27 protein-coding genes are annotated in these 21,609 nt (G+C 70.4%); 6 read left to right on the top strand and 21 right to left on the bottom strand.

All coding sequences use genetic code 11. From position 1 onward, the window contains the following. Positions 1-5: 5 nt before the first annotated feature. On the top strand, positions 6-2,162 hold the full coding sequence (gene hypF, locus QSK39_RS34190; RefSeq protein WP_285482008.1) for a carbamoyltransferase HypF: 2,157 nt from the start codon (positions 6-8) through the stop codon (positions 2,160-2,162). Here hypF and hypB read toward each other — a convergent pair. The 16 genes from hypB to QSK39_RS34270 all read right to left on the bottom strand — a co-directional run bounded on the left by hypB (position 2,119) and on the right by QSK39_RS34270 (position 14,596). Beyond that, on the bottom strand, positions 2,119-2,814 hold the full coding sequence (gene hypB, locus QSK39_RS34195; protein ID WP_285482009.1) for a hydrogenase nickel incorporation protein HypB: 696 nt from the start codon (positions 2,812-2,814) through the stop codon (positions 2,119-2,121). The genes hypF and hypB overlap by 44 nt on opposite strands. Continuing rightward, positions 2,807-3,142 carry a hydrogenase maturation nickel metallochaperone HypA/HybF gene (locus tag QSK39_RS34200; protein ID WP_285482010.1) on the bottom strand — a complete coding sequence of 112 codons (336 nt, stop codon included), beginning with the start codon at positions 3,140-3,142 and terminating at the stop codon, positions 2,807-2,809. The genes hypB and QSK39_RS34200 overlap by 8 nt, the downstream gene beginning before the upstream one ends. Continuing rightward, complete coding sequence (gene hypE / locus QSK39_RS34205) at positions 3,143-4,219, bottom strand: hydrogenase expression/formation protein HypE (protein ID WP_285482011.1); 1,077 nt, start codon at positions 4,217-4,219, stop codon at positions 3,143-3,145. Further along, the gene (hypD, locus tag QSK39_RS34210) at positions 4,216-5,343 is read right to left on the bottom strand and encodes a hydrogenase formation protein HypD (RefSeq protein ID WP_285482012.1); all 1,128 of its coding nucleotides are present in this window, start codon (positions 5,341-5,343) and stop codon (positions 4,216-4,218) included. Before hypD ends, hypE begins: the two co-directional genes overlap by 4 nt. 8 nt (positions 5,344-5,351) lie before the next feature. Beyond that, positions 5,352-5,624, bottom strand: a complete 273-nt coding sequence (locus tag QSK39_RS34215) for a HypC/HybG/HupF family hydrogenase formation chaperone (protein WP_285482013.1) — start codon at positions 5,622-5,624, stop codon at positions 5,352-5,354. A 3-nt stretch (positions 5,625-5,627) separates the two neighbouring features. Next, complete coding sequence (locus tag QSK39_RS34220; protein ID WP_285482014.1) at positions 5,628-6,122, bottom strand: hydrogenase maturation protease; 495 nt, start codon at positions 6,120-6,122, stop codon at positions 5,628-5,630. Then, positions 6,119-7,264 (bottom strand): hypothetical protein, encoded by a 1,146-nt coding sequence (locus tag QSK39_RS34225; RefSeq protein ID WP_285482015.1) that lies wholly within the window; start codon positions 7,262-7,264, stop codon positions 6,119-6,121. The genes QSK39_RS34220 and QSK39_RS34225 overlap by 4 nt, the downstream gene beginning before the upstream one ends. Continuing rightward, positions 7,261-7,890, bottom strand: coding sequence for a DUF6084 family protein (locus QSK39_RS34230; RefSeq protein ID WP_285482016.1), 630 nt, complete (start codon positions 7,888-7,890; stop codon positions 7,261-7,263). Before QSK39_RS34230 ends, QSK39_RS34225 begins: the two co-directional genes overlap by 4 nt. Continuing rightward, positions 7,883-8,500: a DUF5947 family protein gene (locus QSK39_RS34235; RefSeq protein ID WP_285482017.1), complete on the bottom strand. Its 618-nt coding sequence runs from the start codon at positions 8,498-8,500 to the stop codon at positions 7,883-7,885. Before QSK39_RS34235 ends, QSK39_RS34230 begins: the two co-directional genes overlap by 8 nt. Further along, positions 8,497-9,015 carry a NifU family protein gene (locus tag QSK39_RS34240; protein WP_285482018.1) on the bottom strand — a complete coding sequence of 173 codons (519 nt, stop codon included), beginning with the start codon at positions 9,013-9,015 and terminating at the stop codon, positions 8,497-8,499. Before QSK39_RS34240 ends, QSK39_RS34235 begins: the two co-directional genes overlap by 4 nt. After that, the gene (locus tag QSK39_RS34245; RefSeq protein WP_285482019.1) at positions 9,015-10,799 is read right to left on the bottom strand and encodes a nickel-dependent hydrogenase large subunit; all 1,785 of its coding nucleotides are present in this window, start codon (positions 10,797-10,799) and stop codon (positions 9,015-9,017) included. The genes QSK39_RS34240 and QSK39_RS34245 overlap by 1 nt, the downstream gene beginning before the upstream one ends. A 13-nt stretch (positions 10,800-10,812) precedes the next feature. After that, entirely contained in the window at positions 10,813-11,868 is a 1,056-nt protein-coding gene (locus tag QSK39_RS34250; RefSeq protein ID WP_285482020.1) for an NADH-quinone oxidoreductase subunit B family protein, read from the bottom strand. Next, positions 11,865-12,557 (bottom strand): D-sedoheptulose-7-phosphate isomerase, encoded by a 693-nt coding sequence (locus tag QSK39_RS34255; RefSeq protein ID WP_285482021.1) that lies wholly within the window; start codon positions 12,555-12,557, stop codon positions 11,865-11,867. The genes QSK39_RS34250 and QSK39_RS34255 overlap by 4 nt, the downstream gene beginning before the upstream one ends. A gap of 19 nt (positions 12,558-12,576) precedes the next feature. Next, positions 12,577-12,813, bottom strand: a complete 237-nt coding sequence (locus tag QSK39_RS34260; RefSeq protein ID WP_285482022.1) for a HypC/HybG/HupF family hydrogenase formation chaperone — start codon at positions 12,811-12,813, stop codon at positions 12,577-12,579. Continuing rightward, positions 12,810-13,430, bottom strand: coding sequence for a D-sedoheptulose-7-phosphate isomerase (locus tag QSK39_RS34265; protein WP_285482023.1), 621 nt, complete (start codon positions 13,428-13,430; stop codon positions 12,810-12,812). Before QSK39_RS34265 ends, QSK39_RS34260 begins: the two co-directional genes overlap by 4 nt. Positions 13,431-13,552: 122 nt before the next feature. Next, positions 13,553-14,596: a tetratricopeptide repeat protein gene (locus tag QSK39_RS34270; protein ID WP_285482024.1), complete on the bottom strand. Its 1,044-nt coding sequence runs from the start codon at positions 14,594-14,596 to the stop codon at positions 13,553-13,555. Between the two features lie 178 nt (positions 14,597-14,774). Between QSK39_RS34270 and QSK39_RS34275 the strand changes: the two genes are divergently transcribed. From QSK39_RS34275 to QSK39_RS34290, 4 genes are all read left to right on the top strand, one after another. After that, entirely contained in the window at positions 14,775-15,455 is a 681-nt protein-coding gene (locus tag QSK39_RS34275; protein ID WP_285482025.1) for an HNH endonuclease family protein, read from the top strand. A gap of 10 nt (positions 15,456-15,465) precedes the next feature. Beyond that, positions 15,466-16,104: an alpha/beta fold hydrolase gene (locus tag QSK39_RS34280; protein WP_285482026.1), complete on the top strand. Its 639-nt coding sequence runs from the start codon at positions 15,466-15,468 to the stop codon at positions 16,102-16,104. Positions 16,105-16,510: 406 nt separating this feature from the next. Then, positions 16,511-16,741, top strand: a complete 231-nt coding sequence (locus QSK39_RS34285; RefSeq protein ID WP_285482027.1) for a hypothetical protein — start codon at positions 16,511-16,513, stop codon at positions 16,739-16,741. 117 nt (positions 16,742-16,858) lie between these two features. Continuing rightward, positions 16,859-17,605 (top strand): 3D domain-containing protein, encoded by a 747-nt coding sequence (locus QSK39_RS34290; RefSeq protein ID WP_285482028.1) that lies wholly within the window; start codon positions 16,859-16,861, stop codon positions 17,603-17,605. Positions 17,606-17,686: 81 nt separating this feature from the next. On the opposite strand, the gene QSK39_RS34295 is transcribed toward QSK39_RS34290, so the two are convergent. Then, on the bottom strand, positions 17,687-18,325 hold the full coding sequence (locus QSK39_RS34295; protein ID WP_284744527.1) for a nitroreductase family protein: 639 nt from the start codon (positions 18,323-18,325) through the stop codon (positions 17,687-17,689). 18 nt (positions 18,326-18,343) lie between these two features. Continuing rightward, on the bottom strand, positions 18,344-19,321 hold the full coding sequence (locus tag QSK39_RS34300; RefSeq protein ID WP_285482029.1) for an aldo/keto reductase: 978 nt from the start codon (positions 19,319-19,321) through the stop codon (positions 18,344-18,346). 47 nt (positions 19,322-19,368) lie between these two features. Here QSK39_RS34300 and QSK39_RS34305 point away from each other — a divergent pair, with 47 nt between their 5' ends. Then, positions 19,369-19,854, top strand: a complete 486-nt coding sequence (locus QSK39_RS34305) for a MarR family winged helix-turn-helix transcriptional regulator (RefSeq protein ID WP_502873346.1) — start codon at positions 19,369-19,371, stop codon at positions 19,852-19,854. Here QSK39_RS34305 and QSK39_RS34310 read toward each other — a convergent pair whose 3' ends face one another. From QSK39_RS34310 to QSK39_RS34320, 3 genes are all read right to left on the bottom strand, one after another. Further along, a complete protein-coding gene (locus tag QSK39_RS34310) occupies positions 19,855-20,271 on the bottom strand; it encodes an ATP-binding protein (RefSeq protein ID WP_285482031.1) in 417 nt (138 codons plus the stop codon). 62 nt (positions 20,272-20,333) lie between these two features. Next, the gene (locus QSK39_RS34315; protein ID WP_285482032.1) at positions 20,334-21,113 is read right to left on the bottom strand and encodes a SigB/SigF/SigG family RNA polymerase sigma factor; all 780 of its coding nucleotides are present in this window, start codon (positions 21,111-21,113) and stop codon (positions 20,334-20,336) included. Further along, positions 21,110-21,526 (bottom strand): ATP-binding protein, encoded by a 417-nt coding sequence (locus tag QSK39_RS34320; protein WP_155548577.1) that lies wholly within the window; start codon positions 21,524-21,526, stop codon positions 21,110-21,112. Before QSK39_RS34320 ends, QSK39_RS34315 begins: the two co-directional genes overlap by 4 nt. Positions 21,527-21,609: the final 83 nt, after the last annotated feature.

Consider the following 21,609-nt stretch of genomic DNA (forward strand, 5'->3'; position numbering starts at 1 on the left):
ACCGGGTGCGGGTGGCGGTCAGGGTCACCGGAGTCGTCCAGGGCGTCGGGTTTCGGCCCTTCGTCCACCAGCTCGCGCGCCGGTTCGGGGTCTGCGGCTTTGTCGGGAACGATGTCCACGGCGTCTTCGTCGAGGCTGAAGGCACGCCAGCGCAGGTGGAAGCCTTTGTCGGTGCCCTGCAGACCGAAGTGCCGCCGCTGGCGGTTGTCGGGCACGTGGACGTCCGCGAGATTCCCCCGGTCGGGGACGCCGGGTTCGTCATCGTCGCCAGTCCGGTCGGTGGTGTTGCCGACACGCTGATCTCCGCCGATTCCGCCACCTGTGACGACTGCCTGCGCGAGCTGCGCGACCCCGCTGACCGGCGGTTCCGGTACCCCTTCGTCAACTGCACCAACTGCGGGCCGCGGTTCACCATCGTCCGGGGCGTGCCCTACGACCGGCCGCTCACCACCATGGCCGGCTTCGCGATGTGCGGCGAGTGCAAGCGGGAGTACGAAGACCCGGGCGACCGGCGGTTCCACGCCCAGCCCGTCTGCTGTCCCGCCTGCGGGCCCACGCTCCGCTTCGAGCCCGGTGGTGGGGAGCCGATCCAAGCGACCGTCGCGGCACTGCGCGAGGGGAAAATCGTCGCCATCAAGGGACTCGGTGGCTATCACCTCGCCGTCGGTGCGCGGCACGAAGAAGCCGCGAAAAGCCTGCGGACCAGGAAGCACCGTGAGGACAAGCCCTTCGCCGTCATGGTCGCCGACCTCCGGCAAGCCCGGGAGCTCGCCGAAGTCAGCGAAGCGGCCGAAGAAGCGCTGAGCAGCCGGCGACGGCCCATCGTGCTGCTGCCCAAGAAAATCGACCTCGCGGACGCCGTCGCGCCCGGGAACCGGCGGATCGGGCTCATGCTGCCCTACACCCCGGTGCACCACCTGCTGCTGGAACACACCGGCCCGATCGTGCTGACCAGCGCCAACGTCTCCGACGAGCCCATCGTCCACCGCGACGAAGACCTCGGCCGCCTCAAGGACATCGCCGACGCCCACCTCACCCACGACCGGCCGATCCACGTCCGGACCGACGACTCCGTCGTGCGCATCGTCGGGACGAAACCCCAGCTCCAACGGCGTTCCCGCGGCTACGCACCCGAGCCCGTGACACTCCCCAGACCGGCAAGACAGCACCTCCTCGGCTGCGGCGCCGAACTCAAGAACACCTTCTGCCTCGCCAAGGGCCGCCACGCGTTCGTCTCGCACCACATCGGCGACCTCGAGAACTACGAGACGCTCAAGGCGTTCACCGAGGGCATCGAGCACTTCAAGCACCTCTTCGACGTCGACCCGGTGCTCGTCGCGCACGATCTGCACCCCGAGTACCTGTCCACGAAATACGCGCTCGACCTGGACGTCGACCTGCTCGGCGTGCAGCACCACCACGCCCACATCGCCGCGTGCCTGGCCGACAACGACCACCAGGACCCGGTCCTCGGCGTCGCCTTCGACGGCACCGGCTTCGGCCCCGACGGCACCGTCTGGGGCGGTGAGTTCCTCCTCGCCGACCTGACGGGCTACCGGCGGCTCAGCCATCTCAAAGCCGTCCGCATGCCCGGCGGGGTCATGGCCATCAAGCAGCCCTGGCGGATGGCCGCGTCCTATGTGGACGAACTCGGGCGGCCGGCGCGCGAAGACATCGTCAAGCTCAAGCGCAGCGGTCTCAACTCACCCCTGACGTCCAGCGCGGGTCGCCTTTTCGACGCCGCCGCCGCAGTGCTCGGCGTCCGGGACACCATCACCTACGAGGGCCAGGCCGCGATCGAGCTGGAGCAGCTGGCCGACCCCACCGAAACGACCGCCTACCGGGCCCGCATCGACGACGTCGTCCACGGCGAAGACCTCATCGCCGCCCTCCTGGACGATCCGAGCACCGCAGAAAAGAGAGCCGCGCGATTCCACAACGGAGTCGCCGACGCGATCGCCAGGACCTGCGACCGGCTGAGGGACCACAGCGACACCGTGGCGCTGTCGGGCGGCGTGTTCCAGAACGTCCTGCTGCTCGACCGGACCGTCGACGCCCTGGAGCAGGACGGCTTCCGCGTCCTGACCCACCGGAACGTGCCGACCAACGACGGCGGGATCAGCTTCGGGCAGGTCGCCGTAGCCAGTCGTACCACTCGGTGAGGCCGTCGCCGCGCGTCGCGCTGACCTGGAGCATGGCCGCCGACGGGTTCACGCGGCGGAAGTCCCGCTCGAACTCGGCGACGTCGAAGTCGACGTACGGCAGCAGGTCGACCTTGTTCAGCAGCACGAGGTCCGTCGCGGCGAACATGTGCGGGTACTTCAACGGCTTCCCGGGCCCCTCGGTCACCGACAGGATCACCACCCGCGCCGCCTCGCCGAGGTCGAACAACGCCGGGCAGACCAGGTTGCCGACGTTCTCGACGAACAACGTCGAGCCCGGGACCGGCGAGAGAGAGTGCAGCGCCCGGTGCAGCATGGACGCGTCCAGGTGACAGCCGGCGCCGGTGTTGATCTGCACGACCGGTGCGCCGGTGGCCTTGATGCGCTCGGCGTCGAGCAGCGTCTCCTGGTCGCCCTCGATCACCGCGCACGGCGTGTCCAGGACGCGGATCGTCCGCTCCAGCAGGGTCGTCTTCCCCGCGCCGGGTGAGCTCATCACATTCAGGGCGAAGACGTCCGAGTCGCGGAGGTGCGCGCGGTTGTGCGACGCGAGTTCGTCGTTCTTCGCCAGGATGTCCTGCTCCATGACCACCGTGTGCGTGTGGTCGGTGATCCGGACGTCGCCGTCCGAGCAGCCGCAGGTGTCACACATGTCCGACCTCCACCGAGGTGATGCGCAGTTCGCGCCCCGCGAGCACCGCGACGTCGGCGCTGCCGCAGGGGCACAGCAGGATGAAGTCGTCGAGGGTGAACTCGTCGCCGCAGTCGCGGCAGCGTGCCCGCCCGGACGGCTCCGCGATGTCCAGCCGGGCGCCTTCCAGCGAGGTCCCGGTGCAGAGGACGTCGAAGCAGAACCGGACGCTGTCCGGCACCACGCCGGACAGCCTCCCGATCTCCAGCCGGACGCTCGTCACCGTCGCGTCGCCCAGCTTGGCGACGATCGCGTCGACGACCGACTGCGTGACCGCCATTTCGTGCATTCAGCAGATCCTCGGCAGCGGGTCCCCGACCAGCAGGTCCACGATCCGGGTGCCGCCGAACGCGGTGTTCAGCAGCACGATCCCGGGCGGGTCGTCGGCGATCCGGCCGATCACCGCTGCGTCCGCGCCGAGCGGGTGCGCGCGCAACGCGGCCAGCGCGTCCGAAGCCTGCGAGCCGTCGACGACGACCACGATCCGGCCTTCGCACGCGACGTACAGCGGGTCGATGCCCAGCAGCTCCGACGCGCCGCGGACCTCCTCGCGCACCGGGACGGCCTTCTCGTCGACGACCACGGCGACCTCCGCGGCCTTCGCGATCTCGTTGAGGATCGTCGCGACGCCGCCGCGGGTCGCGTCCCGCATCGCGCGCACGCCGGGCACCGCGGCCAGCAGCCCGGCCACCAGCTCGTGCACCGGCGCGGTGTCGGACTCGAGGTCGGCGTCGATGTCGAGCTCACCGCGGGCCAGCATGATCGTGACGCCGTGGTCACCGATCGGCCCGGAGACGAGGACGGCGTCTCCGGGCTTCACGGCGGCCACGCCGAGGCCCGTGCGGGTGAGCACCCCGACCCCGGCCGTGTTGACGTACACGCCGTCGGCCTTGCCGCGCTGGACGACTTTCGTGTCGCCCGTGACGATCTGGACGCCGGCCGCGAGCGCGGCCGTCTTCATCGAGTCGACGATCTTCAGCAGGTCTTCGACGGGGAAGCCTTCTTCGAGGATGAACCCGGCGGTCAGGTACAGCGGCCGCGCGCCGGACACGGCGAGGTCGTTCACCGTGCCGTTGACCGCCAGGTCGCCGATGTTCCCGCCGGGGAAGAACAGCGGCGAGACGACGTAGGAATCCGTGGTCAGCGCCAGCCGGGCGTCGCCGATGGTGAGCGACGCCGAGTCCTCCAGGGGTTCCAGCAGCGGGTTGCGGAACGCGTCGAGGAACACGGCCTCGATCAGCGTGTGCGTCGACTTGCCGCCCGCGCCGTGCGACAGCGTGATGCGCTCTTCACGCACCTTCGCGCGCCGGCGCCGCGCCCGCTCGATGCGGTCGAGGACCTGCTGCTCGCGCTCGGTGGTCGTCATGCGCGGCTCGCCTCCCGGACGCGCTGGCGGCTGAACCGGCCGAAGTTGTAGTACGCCGCGCAGGCGCCTTCGGGCGAGACCATGCACGTCCCGATCGGCGTCTCCGGGGTGCACGCGGTGCCGAACACCTTGCACTCCCACGGTTTCAGCACGCCCTTGAGCACCTCACCGCACTGGCACGCCTTCGGGTCGGCGACGCGCAGGCCGGGGATCTCGAAGATGCGCTCGGCGTCGAACTTCGCGTACTTCTCGCGGATCGCCATCGCCGAGTGCGTGATGAACCCGAGGCCGCGCCACTCGAAGTACGGCCGCAACTCCATGACCTCGTTGATGGCCTTCAGCGCGACCATGTTCCCGTTCCACGGCACGACCCGGGAGTACTGGTTCTCGACCTCGGACCGGCCCGAGGACAGCTGGAGCATCAGCAGGTAGATCGACTGCAGGATGTCGAGCGGCTCGAACCCGGCGACGACCACGGGCTTGCCGTAGTCGCGGGCGATGAACTCGTACGGCCGGCAGCCGATCACCGTGGAGACGTGCCCCGGGCCGATGAAGCCGTCGAGCCGCAGGTCGGGGGAGTCGAGGATGGCCTTGATCGCCGGGATGATCGTGACGTGGTTGCCGAACACCGAGAAGTTCTCGATGCCTTCGGAAGCCGCGCGCAGCAGCGTCATCGCGGTGGACGGTGTGGTCGTCTCGAACCCGATGGCCATGAACACCACGCGCAGGTCCGGGTTCTGCCGCGCGATCTTCAGCGAGTCGAGCGGCGAATAGACCATCCGGATGTTCGTGCCTTCGGCGTTGGAGTCGAAGAAGTTTCCGCCGGAGCCGGGCACGCGCATCATGTCGCCGAACGACGTCATGAGCACGCCGGGCTGCCGGGCGATGTGGATGGCGTCGTCGATGCGGCCCATCGGGATGACGCACACCGGGCAGCCCGGCCCGTGCACCAGCGTGATGCTCTCGGGCAGGTAGTCCTCGAGGCCGTGCTTGTAGATGGTGTGCGTGTGCCCGCCGCAGACCTCCATGAACTTGTAGTGGCGGCCCGGCTCGCACAGCGACGTGATCTTCGCGGACAGCGCCCGCGCCTTCTCCGCGTCGCGGAACTCGTCGACGAAACGCATGGTCACTCCTATTCGATCTGAGACTCGAGCAACGCGGCCATTTCGTCTTCGTAGGCCTTGCCGATGCTTTCGAGGAAGTCCAGCGCGGCCGCCGCTTCCGCCTCGTCTATTTTGGACAGTGCGAAGCCGACGTGGATGAGGATCCACTCGCCGGGCTTCGGCGGGTCGTCGTCGAGCAGGCCGATGTTGATGAGCCGCTTGACGCCGCTGACCGAGACCTTCGCGAGGTCCGGCCGCTCCTCGCTGATCTCGATGATCTCGCCCGGGATGCCGAGGCACATGGCTCAGACCTCCGTCTTTTCCTTGACCGGCAGCTCGGGGCTGGTGCCCCACGCGAGTTCGGTGACGGCGCGGACCGCGGCCGGAATGGCCGCTGTGACCTGCGGGGACAGGCCCATCCCCTCGTCGAGGCAGGCCGGCTCGCACCCGACGATCAGCACCCGCCCGGCGTCGCCGCCGAGCAGCCGCAACAGCCGGAAGACGGCCTCGGGCTGCATGCCGTGCGCGTCGATCGACGCGCTCGTCAGGTCCTCGGTGTCGGCCTCGATGAGCGAGAGCGTGCCGGGTGGCCGGCCGTGCGGGGTCGCGTCGAGCAGGATCGTCGTGTCGTAGCCGCCCAGCAGGTCGTAGGCGAGGTGCATGCCGGCGATGCCGTAGTCGGCGATCTGCACCCAGGGCGGCAGGTCGGTGCCCTCCAGCTCCTTGATGACCTCCACGCCGAAACCGTCGTCGCTCAGGAAGATGTTGCCGATGCCCGCGACCAGGACTCGTGGCCTCATTCCGCGACCTCCAAGGGTTCGATTTCGTCGGGGGAGAAGTACCGGTACCGGCCGTGGGCGTGCTGCAGGTCGGCGCCGGGGTCGTCGTCGAGCGTCACGGCGACGTGCGTCGCACCGTCCACATCGGACAGGATGACGCGCACGGTCGCGGTCTTGCCGGTGAGGAACATGTCCTGCGCGTCGGCCCCGCGCAGGTTCGGCCGCAGCCGCACCTGCGACCCCGCGGCGACGCGCACCCCGGCGACGGTCACCGAAGGCTCGACCGGCCGGAGGGACCGAACGGCGCCGTGCAGCCGCTCCAGCAGTTCGGGCGGCATCGAGTCGACGCGGTCGACGATGGCCGCCGCGCGCGGGTCGGTGGCCCGGGCCTCGCGCTTCTCCTCGTCGGTCAGCGTCATCGTGCGCAGGGTGAGGATTTCGTCGATCTCGGTGCCGTCGAAGAGGTCCCCGGGGCTTTCCTCGGCGATCGACGGGTTGTCGTAGAGGATGATCGGCGACGCGAGCATGACCGTGCTGCGGGAGGTGTCGCCGATCAGGACCGGCCAGAGCCGTTCCTGCCGGCAGGCGTCCACGGCCGGCTTGGCCCACTCCGGCGGGTCCAGCATGGACAGGAAGTGCCCGGTGTCGACGCTGAGCACGAGGTGCGCGGCCAGCAGCGAATGCCGGAGAGCGTGCTCGCGGACGCCGTCGGAGGGCCACGACGTCGTGTTGTGCAGGTCGAGCCGCAGCCGGGCGCCGCCGAACGGCCCGTCGAGCGGGTCGACGCGCGCGGTGAGGACGCCGGACAGCGGGTGGGCCCCTTCTGCGCCGGGCACGGAGAACGGCGTCTCGGCCGGGAGTTCGGAAAGCGGCAGCTCGAAGTCGATCTCGTGCTCGATGGCCTCGTCCCACGTGAGCCGCGTCCGCGTCTGCAGGAACCGCACCTTGACGTGCAGGATCGTGCGTTCCAGCGGTTCCAGCAGGCATTCGGCCCGCGCCGACGCGTGCTCGCCGATCTCGGCCGACGCGTACGACGGCGGCACCAGCACCCCCCACTGCCAGCGCACCTTGTTCTTCCCGGCCGAAGCGCGGTACGGGTAGAGCAGATAACCCTCGTAGAGGACGGCGTCGCCGATGGCGCGGGCCTGGTCGAGAACGTTCACGGCCCACCGGCCAGCAGCTGCTCGATCGCGGCTTCCCAGGTCGGGATCGCGTGCTGCGCCTTGTACTTGAGCAGCGCGTCCACCGTCTCCCGCGGCAGCTTGATCCACGCGACGTTCGGGAAGTAGCGGGACATCAGCTCGTCCCAGACGGCCACCGGCATCCGGCACTCGGCCTGGGTGTGCCACGGCACCTGCTCGACCCAGAACCCCGGCCCGCCCTTGCCGAACACGGTCCCGCTGAACAGCAGCACCATCGGCACGACACCCTCGGACAGCGCGTGGAAGTACTTGCCCGCCGCGACTTCGAGGTCGTAGGTGCACGGCACCTCGGCGTCGATCTCGGTGGCGCCGGTGAACCCCGGCACGGCCACCGAGACCGTCGTGAACTGGAACGGCTTCAGCGTCTCGCCCCACCGGGATCGTTCGCCGAAGAGGTGGGTGAGCAGCTCCGACTCGTCGTCGGCGTACCGGCGCCGCTGCGGCTCGATGCGGATCTGGACGCGCAGCACCATCGCGTGGACGGGCTGCCCGGTCAGCTCGGAGATCCGCAGCTTGAACGCCAGCGTCGGGGACGCGGCGTACTTCAGCGGCCGGACGTCGATGCAGTCGAAGGTCAGCTCAGCCATCGGTCACGACCTCGCTGCGCTCCCGCAGGCGAGCGAAGAACCCGCCGATGGCCTCGTGCGCTTCGGTGCCGCCGTCGAAGCCGCGCCACGTCGTCCGGACGAGCCCGACCAGCTCGTAGCAGACGTCGATCGGCACCAGGAAGCACTCGAAACCCAGGTCGAGCTGGTTCAGCAGCAGGGCTTCGACGTCGTCGGCGATGTCGGCGAACGCCGGCGTGCCCGCCAGCAGCTCGTCCCAGGTTCCGAGCGGCAGCAGCGACTCGGTCGCCCCGGCCGGGCTCGGGTAGAACGCGACCGGGCGGTCCTGCACCGAGTTGCGGAACAGGAACGCCGTCTTCACCGGGATGCCCGCCGTCTCCCACAGCGCCGTCCCCGGCCCGAACCGCGGTGCGTGCCGGAACCGGTCCGGCACCGCGCGGTGCCGCTTCCCGCCCGACCCGCGGTGGGTGAAGAGCAGGTAGCAGCCCCGGCAGGTGCACAGGATCGTCCGGGACTCGAGGTCGATGACGTGGCCGTGCTCGGCGCCGATCGGTTCCGCGCACATCTCGCACTTCTCGCCCGGCGCGGCGCGCGGGGCGGGCGTGCGGAACCTGCGCAGGCCGCCCGTCACGGGACCTCCACGGGACACGGGACCAGCGGCAGCAGCGGGCGTCCGCCCGGTCCGGTCTCCTCGGGCACGACCCCTTCGACGACGACGTCGGCGATCTCCGGCGCCGCTTCCCGGACCACGCGCTCGATGGCGTACTTCGCGGTGACCGTCGACGACGGGCAGCCGTCGCAGGTGCCCTGCAGCCGCAGCCGCAGGACACCGTCGTCGATCCCGACGAGCTCGACGTCGCCGGCGTGCGAACCGAGGTACGGCCGGACCTTGTCGAGCGCCTCGGTGACCCGCTCGTGGGTCGACCGGGGGTGCAGGTCGTGCAGGACGAGCAGGCCGCGGATGTGGTCGTCCTCCGCGAGCCGGTCCAGCAGGGGACGATCGACGACCTCGACGATCCGGGCCAGGCCGGCGCCGTAGAACTCGAGCAGCGTGTGGACGAGATCCTCGGCGAGCTCGGCGTCCGGGCCGGAGAACTCGCCCAGCAGCTGCTCGATGCGCTCGCCGACCCGGTCGACCTCCGTCATCAGCCGAGCTCCCCGCCGAACGCGTGCGGGGTGTGCAGCCGTTCGATCACCTTGCCCTTGCCGGTGTACATGTGGACGCCGCAGGGCAGGCACGGGTCGAAGCTGCGGACCGCGCGCATGATGTCGATGCCCTTGAAGTTCTCCTGCGTGTTCTCCTCGAAGATCGGCGTGTTCTGCACGGCGTCCTCGTACGGCCCCGGCGTGCCGAAGCTGTCGCGCACGCTGCCGTTCCACGGCGTCGGCGGGTACGGGTGGTAGTTCGCGATCTTGCCGCCCTTGATCACCATGTGGTGCGAGAGCACCCCGCGGACCGCCTCGGTGAACCCGCAGCTGACCCCTTCGTCGGGGACCTTGAACGGCTCCCACGTCTTGGTGTTGCCCTTGCGGACCTCACCCAGTGCCTGCTCGGCGAAGTGCAGGGCCATCGCCGCCGAGTACGCCTGGAAGTACGTCCGGGCGCGGTTGCGCTCGAGCGCGTTGCTCCACTGCGGGATCTTCCACTCGAAGGCGACCTCGGGTTTCGTCGCCGTGCGCGGCAGGGTGATCGTCACGCTGTGCCCGGTCGACTTGACGTACGGCGTGTCGACGAGCCCGGCGAGCGCCGTCACCCACAGCCGGGCGATCGGGCCGCCGCCGGTGTCGAGGGCGAGGTGGTCCTTGCCGTCGAACCAGCGCGGCGACATCGTCCACGAGTACTTGCCGTCGAAGTCGCGCTTGGCCGGGCGCGGGATGGTGTGCTGGTTCCACGGGTGGCGCTGGTCGACCGGGTTGCCCAGCGGGTCGTGGGTGACGAACATCGGCTGGTCGGCCCAGTCCTCGTAGAACGAGCTGCCGAGCAGGATCCGGATGCCGAGGTTGATGTCGAGCAAGCTGGTGGTGACGAGCTTGCCGTCGACGACCACGCCGGGTGTCACGTACATCTTCCGGCCCCAGGACTCCATGTTCTCGTAGCTGAAGTCGCAGTACTCCGGGTTGTTCAGGCTGCCCCAGCAGCCGAGCAGGACGCGCCGCCGCCCGACCTCTTCGTAGCCGGGCAGGGCTTCGTAGAAGAAGTCGAACAGGTCGTCGTGCATCGGCAGGCAGCGCTTCATGAACTCGACGTAGCGCATGAGCCGGGTCAGGTAGTCGGTGAACAGCTGCACGGTGGCGACCGTGCCCACGCCGCCCGGGTACAAAGTGGACGGATGGACGTGCCTGCCCTCCATCAGGCAGAACATCTCACGCGTGCTGCGGGAAACCTGCAGGGCCTCGCGGTAGAACTCGCCTTCCAGTGGGTTCAGCGACCGCATGATGTCGCCGATGGTCTTGTAGCCGTGGTCGCCCGCGTGCGGTGCCTCGGTGCGGTTGGCCAGCTCCAGGACGCCGGGGTTGGTCTCGGCGACCATCTTCTCGCAGTAGTCGACCCCGACCAGGTTCTCCTGGAAGATGTTGTGGTCGAACATGTACTCGGCGGCCTCGCCGAGGTTGAGGATCCACTCGCCCAGGTGCGGCGGGCGGACGCCGTAGGCCATGTTCTGCGCGTACACCGAGCACGTCGCGTGGTTGTCGCCGCAGATCCCGCAGATCCGGCTGGTGATGAAGTGCGCGTCGCGCGGGTCCTTGCCCTTCATGAAGATGCTGTAGCCGCGGAAGACCGACGACGTGCTGTGGCACTCGACGACGCGCTTGGCCGCCCAGTCGATCTTCGTGTAGATGCCGAGGCTGCCGACGATCCGGGTGATCGGGTCCCACGCCATCTCGACCAGGTCGGTCCGGCCCTTGGTGCTGACGCCCTTGTCCGTCATCTTCCGACCCCTTTCAGCGCCACGAGGACTGGTAGCCGGTGTCGAGCGTCTTGCCGGTGTGCCGCCACTTGGGCTCCTTGTCCGCCTTGCGTTCGGTGATCTTCCGCAGGCGCCGGATCACCGATCCGTACGCGCCGCTGGCGAACGAGGACACGTTCGCGCCCGGCGGCTCGTCCATGAACGGCATGAACTTGTCCGGGAAGCCCGGCATGGTGCAGCCGATGCAGATGCCGCCGACGTTCGGGCAGCCGCCGACGCCGTTGATCCAGCCGCGCTTCGGCACGTTGCACTTCACGACCGGACCCCAGCAGCCCAGCTTCACCAGGCACTTCGGGGAGCCGTACTCGGTGGCGAACTGGCCCTGCTCGTAGTAGCCGCCGCGGTCGCAGCCCTCGTGCACGGTCGCGCCGAAGAGCCACTGGGGCCGCAGCTGGTCGTCGAGCGGGATCATCGGCGCCTGCCCGGCGGCCTGGTAGAGCAGGTAGACGATGGTCTCCGAGAGGTTGTCCGGGTGGGTCGGGCAGCCGGGCACGCAGACGATCGGGATGCCGGCCCCGGACTTCCAGTTCCAGCCCAGGTAGTCGGGCACGCCCATGGCGCCGGTCGGGTTGCCCTCCATCGCGTGGATGCCGCCGTAGGTGGCGCAGGTCCCGACGGCCATGACCGCCAGTGCCTTGGGAGCCAGGCGGTCCAGCCACTCGCTGGTCGTCATCGGCTGGCCGGTCTCGGGGTTGTTCCCGAAGCCGCACCAGTAGCCCTCGTCCTTGATCGCCTCGTTCGGGATCGAGCCCTCGACGACCAGCACGAACGGCTCCAGCTCACCGCGGTCCGCTTTGTAGAACCACTCGATGAACGTGTCGGCCCCCTTGTCGGGGCCGCATTCGAAGTCGATCAACGGCCAGTGGACCGCGATCTTGGGCAGGCCGGGCAAGGCGCCGAGGACGATTTCCTCGATGCTCGGTTGCGTGGCGGCGGTCAGTGCGACGGAGTCGCCGTCGCACGAGAGGCCGGCGTTGATCCAGAGGATGTGGATGGGCTGCTCTTCGGTTTGCTCTGCGGCATGCGTCACGGCTGATCACCCTTGGCGAGGTCGTCGAGCGCGCCGAGGGTCAGCTCCCACAGCGCGTGGTAGAGGGTCGTCTGGGCTTCCTGGATGCGGTGCACGGAAGGTGACGGGACGACGAAGAGGTGGTCGATGCTGTCCAGCTCGGCCATCTTCCCCCCGTCGTAGCCGGCGATGCCGACGGTCACCATGCCGCGCCGGGCGGCTTCGTCGAAGGCGCGCAGCAGGTTCGCGGAGCTCCCGCTGGTGGACAGGCCCACCGCGATGTCGCCGGCCCGCCCGAAGGCGCCGATCTGCCGGGCGAACACGACGTCGAACCCGACGTCGTTGGACAGCGCGGTCACCACGGCGATGTCGTTCGTCAGCCCGAAGGCGGGCAACGGCTTCGCGTCGCCCGCCGGGCTGAGGAACAGGCTGGCGAGGTCCTGTGCGTCGGTCGAGCTCCCGCCGTTGCCGAACGCGAGCAGCCTGCCGCCGCCGCGGAACGCGCGCGCGAGGTCCTGCGCGCACGCGAACAACCGGTCGCGGTCGGCCGCGAGCACGTCGCCGCGGAGGGCGACGATCTCGCGCACCTTGTCCACAGTGGAGTGTTCGACCTGGCTGAGGACGGCGTCGAGATCGCCGGAACCCGCGTAGAGGAACGGGTACAGCGCTTCGAGACCGTCCGCGCCCACGGGGGTGTGCTCCCGCGTCATGGCGCGTCAACTCCCTTGGCTAGGGATTCTCCAGACGGGCGATGGCTTCCCCGGCGTGCACCAGGATTCGGTCGCCGACGCCGGCCGAGACCAGCGCCACGCTCACCTCTTCCCGGCCCGAGCCGGTATCCACGACGGCGAACCCGAGGTCCAGGAGTTCGACTACGGTCACTTCGACCGCGGTGTCGGAGCAGGTGATGCACACCCCGTCATGGCAGACGGGGCCGACGTCTCTGTCGGCGTCACGGGCGCTCACGACGCCACCTCCGGGGTCAGCAGGCCGGGTTGTTCGAAGAAGACGTGCACCAGCTCCCACAGCACGTGGTAGGTGGTCACGTGGACCTCCTTGACGATCCGCGGGTCGGTCGAGCGGGCGGTGAAGACGTGATTCAGCCCAGTAGTCGCGGCAATCGCGCCGCCGTTACCACCGGTCAGCGCGACGGTGAGCATGCCGAGGTCACGGGCCGTCTCGAGGGCGCGGCGGACGTTCGCGCAGTCGCCGTCGGTGGAGATGCCCAGCGCGATGTCGGCGGGTTCGCCGATGATCCGCAGCTGGTGCGCGAAGACGTCGTCCAGTCCGACGCGGTTGGCGACGCCGGTGACCGTCGCGACGTCGGCGGTCAGCGAGAGCGCCGGCAGCGCGCGCTTGCCGACGATCACCGGGTGGACGAACTCGACCGCGACGTGCTGGGCGTCGGTGCTGGGGCCGCCGTTGCCGAACACCACGAGCTTGCCGCCGCGGTGGAAGCGGCGGGCCATGCCGTGGCACGCCTCGGCCACGGTCCTGGCGTCGTCGGCCAGGGCGAGCACGGGCGCCTTGCGCCGCTCGAAAAGGGCGTCGACGGAGTCCGGGTGATTCGGTGACCACGACATCGCGGCACTTCCTCGGGGGCTGCTGCTCGGTGGTGGGAGCCCATTCAGGCTAGAGCTGTGAGTTGGATCACACAATAGATCGAACGTGGTCTCCGCTCCGCCAACCGGGTCGGATCGGCCGCTCAGACCTGGTGCTCGCGGTCGTCCTGGACGTGCTCCGCCCGGGCGAGCCACTGTTCCGCCTCATGGCCGGACCCGCGTGACCGCAGCATCCGGGCCAGGCTGAGCATGCCCTGGACGTCGCCCGTCTCGGCGGCGCGGCGGAACCACCGCTCGGCCTCGGCGAAGTCCTCCCCGTGCTCGGCGAGGTGCCCGAGGTTGGTCAGGGCCGGGACGCTGCCGTGCTCGGCGGCCTTGCGGTACCAGGCGGCGGCCTCGCCCTCGTCGCCGCGGTTGCGGGCGAGCACGCCGAGGTTGGTCATCGCCGCGGGGTCGCCGCGCTCGGCGGCGTCGAGGTACCAGTTCTCGGCCTCTTCGAGGTCACCGCGGCGGTGCAGCAGCAGCCCGAGCCGGACGATCGCCTCGACGTGCCCGCCGGTCGCGCCCTGGCGGTACCACGACTCCGCGTCGCCGGGCCTGCCGAGCCGTTCGGCCTGCCTGCCCAGCTGGCAGGTGGCCGCGAGGTCGCCGGCCAGCACGGCCGAGCGCCACCAGCGGGCGGCTTCGGCGGCCTGGCCGCGGTCGCGGAGGACGATGCCCAGGTCGATCATCGCGGTGGTGTACCCGGCGTCGGCGGCCTGCCGCAGCCACGACTCGGCCTCTTCGACCCGGCCCTGCTCGCGCAGCAGGTGCCCGAGCGCGGCGATCGAGGGCAGGTCGCCGGTGCGGGCCGCCTCGCCGTACCAGTGCTGGGCGTCTTCGCGCTTGCCGCGCCGCTCGTAGGACTTGGCGAGGTTCAGCATCCCGTGCGGCTCGCCGGCCAGGGCGGCCTCGTGGTACCAGCGCTCGGCCTCGTCGTGCGCGCCGCGTTCGGCCAGCAGGTGGGCGAGCGAGGTCATCGAGACGCGGTCGCCGCCCATGGCGGCCTGGCGGAACCACGTCTCGGCCTCGGCGAGGTCCCCGCGCTCGCGCATCGCCGACCCCATGCGGGCCATGGCGACGACGTTGCCGCCCTCGGCGGCTTTGCGCTGGAAGAACTCGTCGAACTTCTTGAGCCGGCCGGGCATCGGCTGCTCCCTCCGGATGGGTCCTGCTCCGGTAGTCGCAGATGATCGGCTCGGTGTGACACCTCCGCCGTGGGTGGGCGAGGTCACATTCGCGCCGGGTCGTCGTGTCGGCGCGGTTTTCCCAGGCCGGCAGGGGTGAGACTACGCCGCGCTCAGGTGAATTCGAGAGGAGAAAATCTTGGCGGCCCGCGGCTTTCGGCTCAGCGTGACGCAGCGATCTCTGCTGGTAGTCGCGATCCTCGCGGTTGCCCTCTTCGGGTACTGGGCGACGAGCAGAAGCTCCGGGGCGACCCCGCCGCCGTCGTCGTCCCCGGCACCGGTTCCGGTGAGTGCGGCGGACGCGCAGAAGCAGCTCGGCGAGCTGAAGGTCGCGGCGCGGACGTCCATGGACGGCTACTCGCGTGAGAAGTTCCCGCACTGGGACAGCCAGGGGTCAGGGTGTGACACCCGCGAAGTCGTGCTGAAGCGCGCCGGCACGGACGTGAAGACGGACAAGGACTGCAAGGCGACGTCCGGGACGTGGAAGAGCGTCTACGACGACGAGACCTGGACCAAGGCGACCGACCTCGACATCGACCACATGGTCCCGCTCGGGCAGGCCTGGGCCAGCGGCGCCAAGACGTGGACGACCGAGAAGCGCGAGCAGTTCGCCAACGACCTCACGCGGCCGCAGCTGTTCGCCGTCACCGACAACCTGAACCAGCAGAAGAGCGACAAGGCCCCGGACCAGTGGAAGCCGCCGCTGGTCGCGTTCTGGTGCACCTACGCGACCGACTGGATCGTGGTGAAGCACTACTACGGGCTGACCGTCACCGACGGGGAGAAGACCGCCTTGACGGACATGCTGCGGCGCTGCTGAGCTGGCCGGCATGACGACGTTCGCGCTGATCCACGGGGGTGGCGGCAGCGGGTGGGACTTCCACCGGCTGGTGCCGGAGCTGGCCGCGCGCGGCCACGACGCGATCGCACCCGACCTGCCGATCACGGACTCCTCGGCCGGACTGGCCGACTTCACCGACACGGTGCTGGCCGCGCTGGGCGACGCTTCGGACGTCGCCGTCGTCGGCCATTCGTACGGCGGGTTCACGGCACCGCTGGTCGCCGCGAAGGTGCGGGCGCGGGTGCTGGTGTACCTGGCCGGGATGATCCCGGCGCCGGGGGAGCCGCCGGGGCAGTGGTGGGGCAACACGGGCTTCGAGGCGCCGAAGGGCCTGAGCGACATCGAGACGTACTTCAACGGCGTCCCGCTGCCACTGGCCGAGGCGGGCATGGCGCACGGCCGCGAGCAGGTGAGCAAGGAGTGGGACGAGCCGTGGCCGCTGCCGGCCCACCCGGACGTCCCGACCCGCGTGGTGCTGTGCCGCGACGACCGGTTCTTCACACCGGACTTCCAGCGTCGCGTCGCGCGCGAACGGCTGGGCATCGAGCCGGCCGAGGTCGACGGCCCGCACTGCGCGCCGTTGAGTCACCCGGCCGAGATCGCCGACCTGCTGGTGAGCTTCCGGTAGTCCGTTCGGCGGACCTGGAGCGTGCTCGGCGAGGTCGCCACCGATGGTCCGGCCCCGGCGTCGATGATCTCCACCGCCGGGATCGTCCCGCAGTCGGCGGAGCCGGTCCGCTGTCGCACCGCGGCTCCCCGGACCTGATCCGGCCAAACGGCCATGGCGAGTTGCCGTGGTGACCGCGCGGTCACCGGTGTCTCGGCATCCTCCCTGCTCGACAAGACCTCGACGACGCCTCCGACCGACCAGGCCGCTGCCGTTTCACCCACAGCGGCTCGGCGGTGCCGACGTTGACCCCCATACCCGGTTCGCCGTCCGTGCCTCGGCCGCTCAACGCGCACACCGTGCCCAGCGTCCGGATCGGCGTCCTCGTCAGCTCCGCGAGCCGACGCGCTCGGGGAGCTCCTCCGGCGTGGCCCGATCGAGCAGTCGGCACCGGACCACCCGGTCGGCGTGGTTCATCTTTCTCGACCGCCTGGCCTTCCAGGGCGAGGTGCTCGATCGTCGACCGGTGGATCTGCCCGAGTACAGCCGGCCGGTCTTGGTCAGCGCCGACGTACCGGCGACGGCGAACAGCACGCGTTCGGTGATCCGCGAGCGAAGCCCGCTGAGCCGCCATCGCGGCACGCGCCGGGAAACTTAAAGGTCTAGACCTATTGACTGCATGGTCCAGGCCACTTAACGTCTTTTTCGCGGCGAACCCGCACCTCCCCACCTGCGTCACCTCCACCCCGGTCCCCACCATGGAGGTCTCTCCGTCATGCGCTTCGCCAGGATCTTCGCGCTCGCGGCCTTCGCCGCCGGCAGCGTGCTCGTCGCGCCGGCCACCGCGTCCGCGGCCACCCTGCCCGCCTGCCAGCACTTCTACACCGGCACCATCCCGGACCGCCCGGTCACCGGCGGCCACGGTCCCGGCACGCTCGTCGGCGCCGTGAACGTGGGCAACCGCCTGCCCGCGCCCGGCTCGGTCGCCGGCGGACTGGGTGCCGACGGGAAGGTCACGTTCACCTTCGCCCGCGTCTCCGGCGCGAAGGCCTACCGCGCGTTCCGCAACGGTCAAGCCCTGCAGTGGATCAGCGACTGGGGCCAGCCGACGCTCACCGTCACCGACGCGAGCCCCTGCCAGAACGCGAACTACCAGCTCTACGCGATGACGGCCGAGGACAACTCGCCCGGCTCGCTCGGCCAGATCTCCACCGCGTACCGCCTCGACAGCGGCAACCACCTCGCGACCTACCGCATCCCGGCCGGCACCACGCTCAACTACCGCGTCACGTCCTACAACGACGTCGCGCAGACGGCGCTGGGCTACAGCGCGGGGCCGGGCTTCTGCGCGGTCGACGCCCGGAACATCCCGTGGGGCACCAGGTTCTCGGTACCGGGCTACGGCGAGTGCTACGCGGCGGACATCGGCAGCTGGATCAAGGACGACATCGTCGACGTCTGGCTGCCCGGCTCCCAGGCCGACGCCTGGGGCATCCAGCGGCTGACCCTGACGGTGCGCTGACGGTCCCCCTGACGGCCGAAAGGCCGTGACGGCCTCCTTGCCGACGTCCCCTATGCCCCGGCAAGGAGGCCTTCACGGCGCCTACCAGCGGTCGAGGTGCAGCACGTCGTCGAGGGGCTGGCGGGCCGCCGGCTTGAACGTGTCGCCCGTGTAGAACGCCGTCGGGATCAACGCCGCCTGGTGGACGTTCTTCGGCAGCTCCAGCACCTCCGCCGCCTCCTGCTCGTACTTCAGGTGCAGCGTCGTCCACGCCGTCCCCAGCGTCACCGACCGCGCCGCCAGCATGTAGCTCCACACCGCCGGCAGCAGGGACGCCCACATCCCCGCCTGGTTGCCGGCCGGCAGCTCCGCGGACGCCGTCTCCAGGCACGGCACCACCAGCACCGGGACGTCGCCCATCCGGTCGGCCAGGTACGCGACGCTGTCGCCGACCCGCTTCTGCACCGGTGCCCGCGAAGGGTCGTCCGCGAACTGCTTGCCCGCCGCGTTCGGCGACGCCAGGTACTCGTGGCACGCCCGGCTGTAGATCCGCCCGAGCGCGGCCCGCTGGTCCGCGTCCGTCACGACCAGCCACTGCCACCGCTGGGTGTTCGAACCGCTCGGCGCCTGCAGGGCCACCTGCACGCAGTGTTTCACCAGTTCGAGCGGCACCGGCCGGTCGAAGTCCAGCCGCTTGCGGACGGTCCTGGTGGTCGTCAGGAGCTCTTCGGGCGTCATCATCGGCCCATCATGCCGGGCCTACCAGCGATCGTGCACCAGCGGCCGGATCAGCTCGTCGTACGTTTCGCGGACACCGGCCAGAGCTTCCTCGGACAACGGCGGGAGCGCGGCCGCCGCCGTGTTCGCCGTGGCCTGCGAAGCGTTGCGCGCGCCCGGGATCACCGTGCTCACGCCGGGCTGGTCGATGATCCACCGCAGCGCGAACTGCGCCAGCGTCTGACCCCCCGGCACCAGCCCGCGCAGCCGTTCGACGGCCTCCAGGCCGGCCTCGAACGGCACACCCGCGAACGTCTCGCCGACGTCGAACGCCTCGCCGTGGCGGTTGAAGTTCCGGTGGTCGTTCTCCGCGAACGTCGTCGAAGCCGTGTAGCGCCCGGACAGCAGGCCGGACGCCAGCGGCACCCGCGCGATGATCCCCGCGCCCGCCTCCGCCGCCGCCGGCAGGACGCGCTCCAGGGGCTTGAGCCGCAGGCAGTTCAGGATGATCTGGACGGAGGCCACGTGCGGCCGCGCCAACGCGGTCAGGGCTTCCGAGACCGTCTCGACGCTCACGCCGTACGCCTTGATTCGGCCCTCGGCCACCATCTCGTCCAGGGCGTCGTACACGGCGTCGGACGAGTACACCGGGGTCGGCGGGCAGTGCAGCTGGACCAGGTCGAGCGTCTCGACGCCGAGGTTGCGGCGCGACCGGTCGTTCCACTCGCGGAAGTTCTCGCGGACGTAGTTCTCCGGCAGCTGCTCGACCCGGCGGCCCATCTTGGTCGCCACGAAGACGTCGCCGCGCTCGGCGAGGAACCGGCCGACCAGCCGCTCGCTGCGCCCGTCGCCGTAGACGTCGGCCGTGTCGAAGAAGGTGACGCCGGCGTCGGCCGCCGCGTGCAGCACCGCCAGGGCGTCGTTCTCGTCGACCTCGCCCCAGTCGGCGCCGAGCTGCCAGCAGCCGAGCCCGACGACGGACACCTCGCGGCCCAGCCGGGTGATCTTCCGGTTCTCCATGCCGCGATCCAAGCACACCGCCCCGCCTATGATCGGCCGTCATGGCCATGACGTCGGGTCCGGACGGACTCGGGACCCGGATGCGGCACGTCCTCGAGATCCTCGAGGGCGACGTCGCGAAGTTCCTCGCCGACATCGGCCTCGACGACTACCGCCCGCGGTACTCGCCGGTCGTGCGGGCACTGCTCGCGCGCGGCCCGCTGGCCATCCGCGACCTCGCCGCGGAGATGGGCGTGACGCACTCGGCGGCCAGCCAGACCGTCGCGCAGATGAACCGCGCCGGGCTCGTCGGCCTCGAACCGGGCGCGGACGCCCGGCAGCGCATCGTGTCGCTCACCGCGAAGACGCGCGAACTCCTGCCGCTGATCGAGGCGGAGTGGACGGCGACGACCGAGGCGTCGGAAGCGCTGGAGGCGGAGCTGCCGTACCCGCTGCGCGGGGTGCTGGCGGCGATTGTCGAAGCGCTGGAGCGGAAGCCGTTCCGGCAGCGGATCGGCGAGACCGGCGCGGCGCGGGAGCTGCTGGAGCCCTGATCAAGCGCCGGGGATGCGGAAGACGGCCCAGACGAACTTGCCGCCGGGGCAGACCTCGAAGCCCCAGTCTTCCGACAGCGCCTGGACCAGGACCAGCCCGCGGCTGCGCGCCTCGGCCGGGGCCGGCGCCCGCAGCTGGGGCAGCCGGCGGCCGGTGTCGTGCACCTGCAGCGTCAGCTGTCCCTCGAAGTAGGCGAGCTCGAGCCGCTGCGGGCTCTCACCGTGCTCGAAGGCGTTCGTGACCAGCTCGGACACGGCCAGCAGGACGTCGTCCAGCTGCGCTTCGTCCAGGCCGAAGCCGAGCAGCATCGAGCGCACCTCGTGCCGCGCGCGAGCCGGGGCGGTGACGTCGTCCGGGAGCAGCACCGTCAGCGGCGCGACCGGCACGGTGGTGCGCTGCGGGATGTTCGTCGTCATCGGTCCTCCTCCCAGTGAGTTCCGGTACCGTCCGCGAGGTACCCAAGGCCGTCAGCGGCTAATCAGGTGCCGTCGGCGAGCTCGGATTCGTCCAGGCCCGAACGCAGCTTCTTCAAGGTCGCGGCCAGCAACCGCGACACCTGCATCTGGGAGACCCCGACGCGGCGCGCGATGTCCGACTGGCTCATCCCGGAGCCGAACCGCAGCGCGACGATCTTGCGCTCCCGCTCCGGCAGGCTGTCCAGCATCGGGCGCAGCGCCTCGCGCAGCTCGGCCTGGCCCAGCTCGGCGTCCGGCGCCCCGAACCGTGTGTGCGCCGCGTTCTCCAGCAGGTGGTCCAGCGACGCGCCGTAACGGCCTTGACCAGCGCGAAGGCCCTCGTAGACGTCCTCGATCGGCACGCCGAGCCGGGACGCGATCTCACTGGGCTTCGGCGCGCGCGAGAGCTGCACGGTGAGCTCTTCGCGCGCGGCGGAGATGTTCGCGTTCAGCTCCTTGAGCCGCCGCGGCACCCGCACCGACCAGCTGTTGTCCCGGAAGTGGTGCCGCAGCTCCCCGGAGATGGTGGGGACGGCGAAGGCCAGGAAGTCCGTCCCCTGCTCGGGGTCGAACCGGTCGACGGCGTGGATGAGCCCGACCGTGGCGATCTGGACCAGGTCCTCCATCGCCTCGTCGCGGTTGCGGAACTTCCGGGCCAGGTTGCGCGCGAGCTCCAGGTGGCCGCGCACCAGGGTGTCGCGGACGCGCTCCCACTCCGCGGAGCCCGCCGTCAGCGCGGCGAGGCGGGTGAACAGCGCGCCGACGTCGAGGTCGCTCCCGCTGTTCCCGGCGGGATCGCTCACGAGTCCGCCGCCTGGCTCTCCCGGACGAGGTCGACCCGGGACAGGTAGCGCCCGTCCTCGGGGGTCACGGTGCGCTGGGCCGACGTCGCGAGCGCGGTGAGCAGCTGCCACGACAGGCCGGAGTCGTCTTCGTGGTCGGGGGTGTCCGAAAGCACCGACACCGAAACCTCGATGCGCGGCCCGCTCCACGAGAAGACGCAGGTGAGGCGGCCGTCCGAGCTGGCGGGGAGGAGCAGCGAGCACGCTTCGTCCACCGCCATCCGGAGGTCCTCGACGGCGTCGAGGTCGAAGTCCTGGCGCATGGCGATGTCCGCCACGATCGTGCGCAGCGTCGGCACGACGTGCGGGATCGCGGCCGTCCGCACCTCGATGACCTGCGCGCCTTCCGGGACGAGCGGGGCGTTGTCCTCCACGTTTGTTCCTTTCTCCGGCTCGCGCTCCAGGGTTCGGCGGTGTCCTCTTCACGCCCGGTCGCGAGATGCCCGTGGGGTGAGCA

This window comes from Amycolatopsis sp. NBRC 101858, from assembly GCF_030269325.1.
Taxonomy (GTDB): Bacteria; Actinomycetota; Actinomycetes; order Mycobacteriales; family Pseudonocardiaceae; genus Amycolatopsis; species Amycolatopsis ponsaeliensis.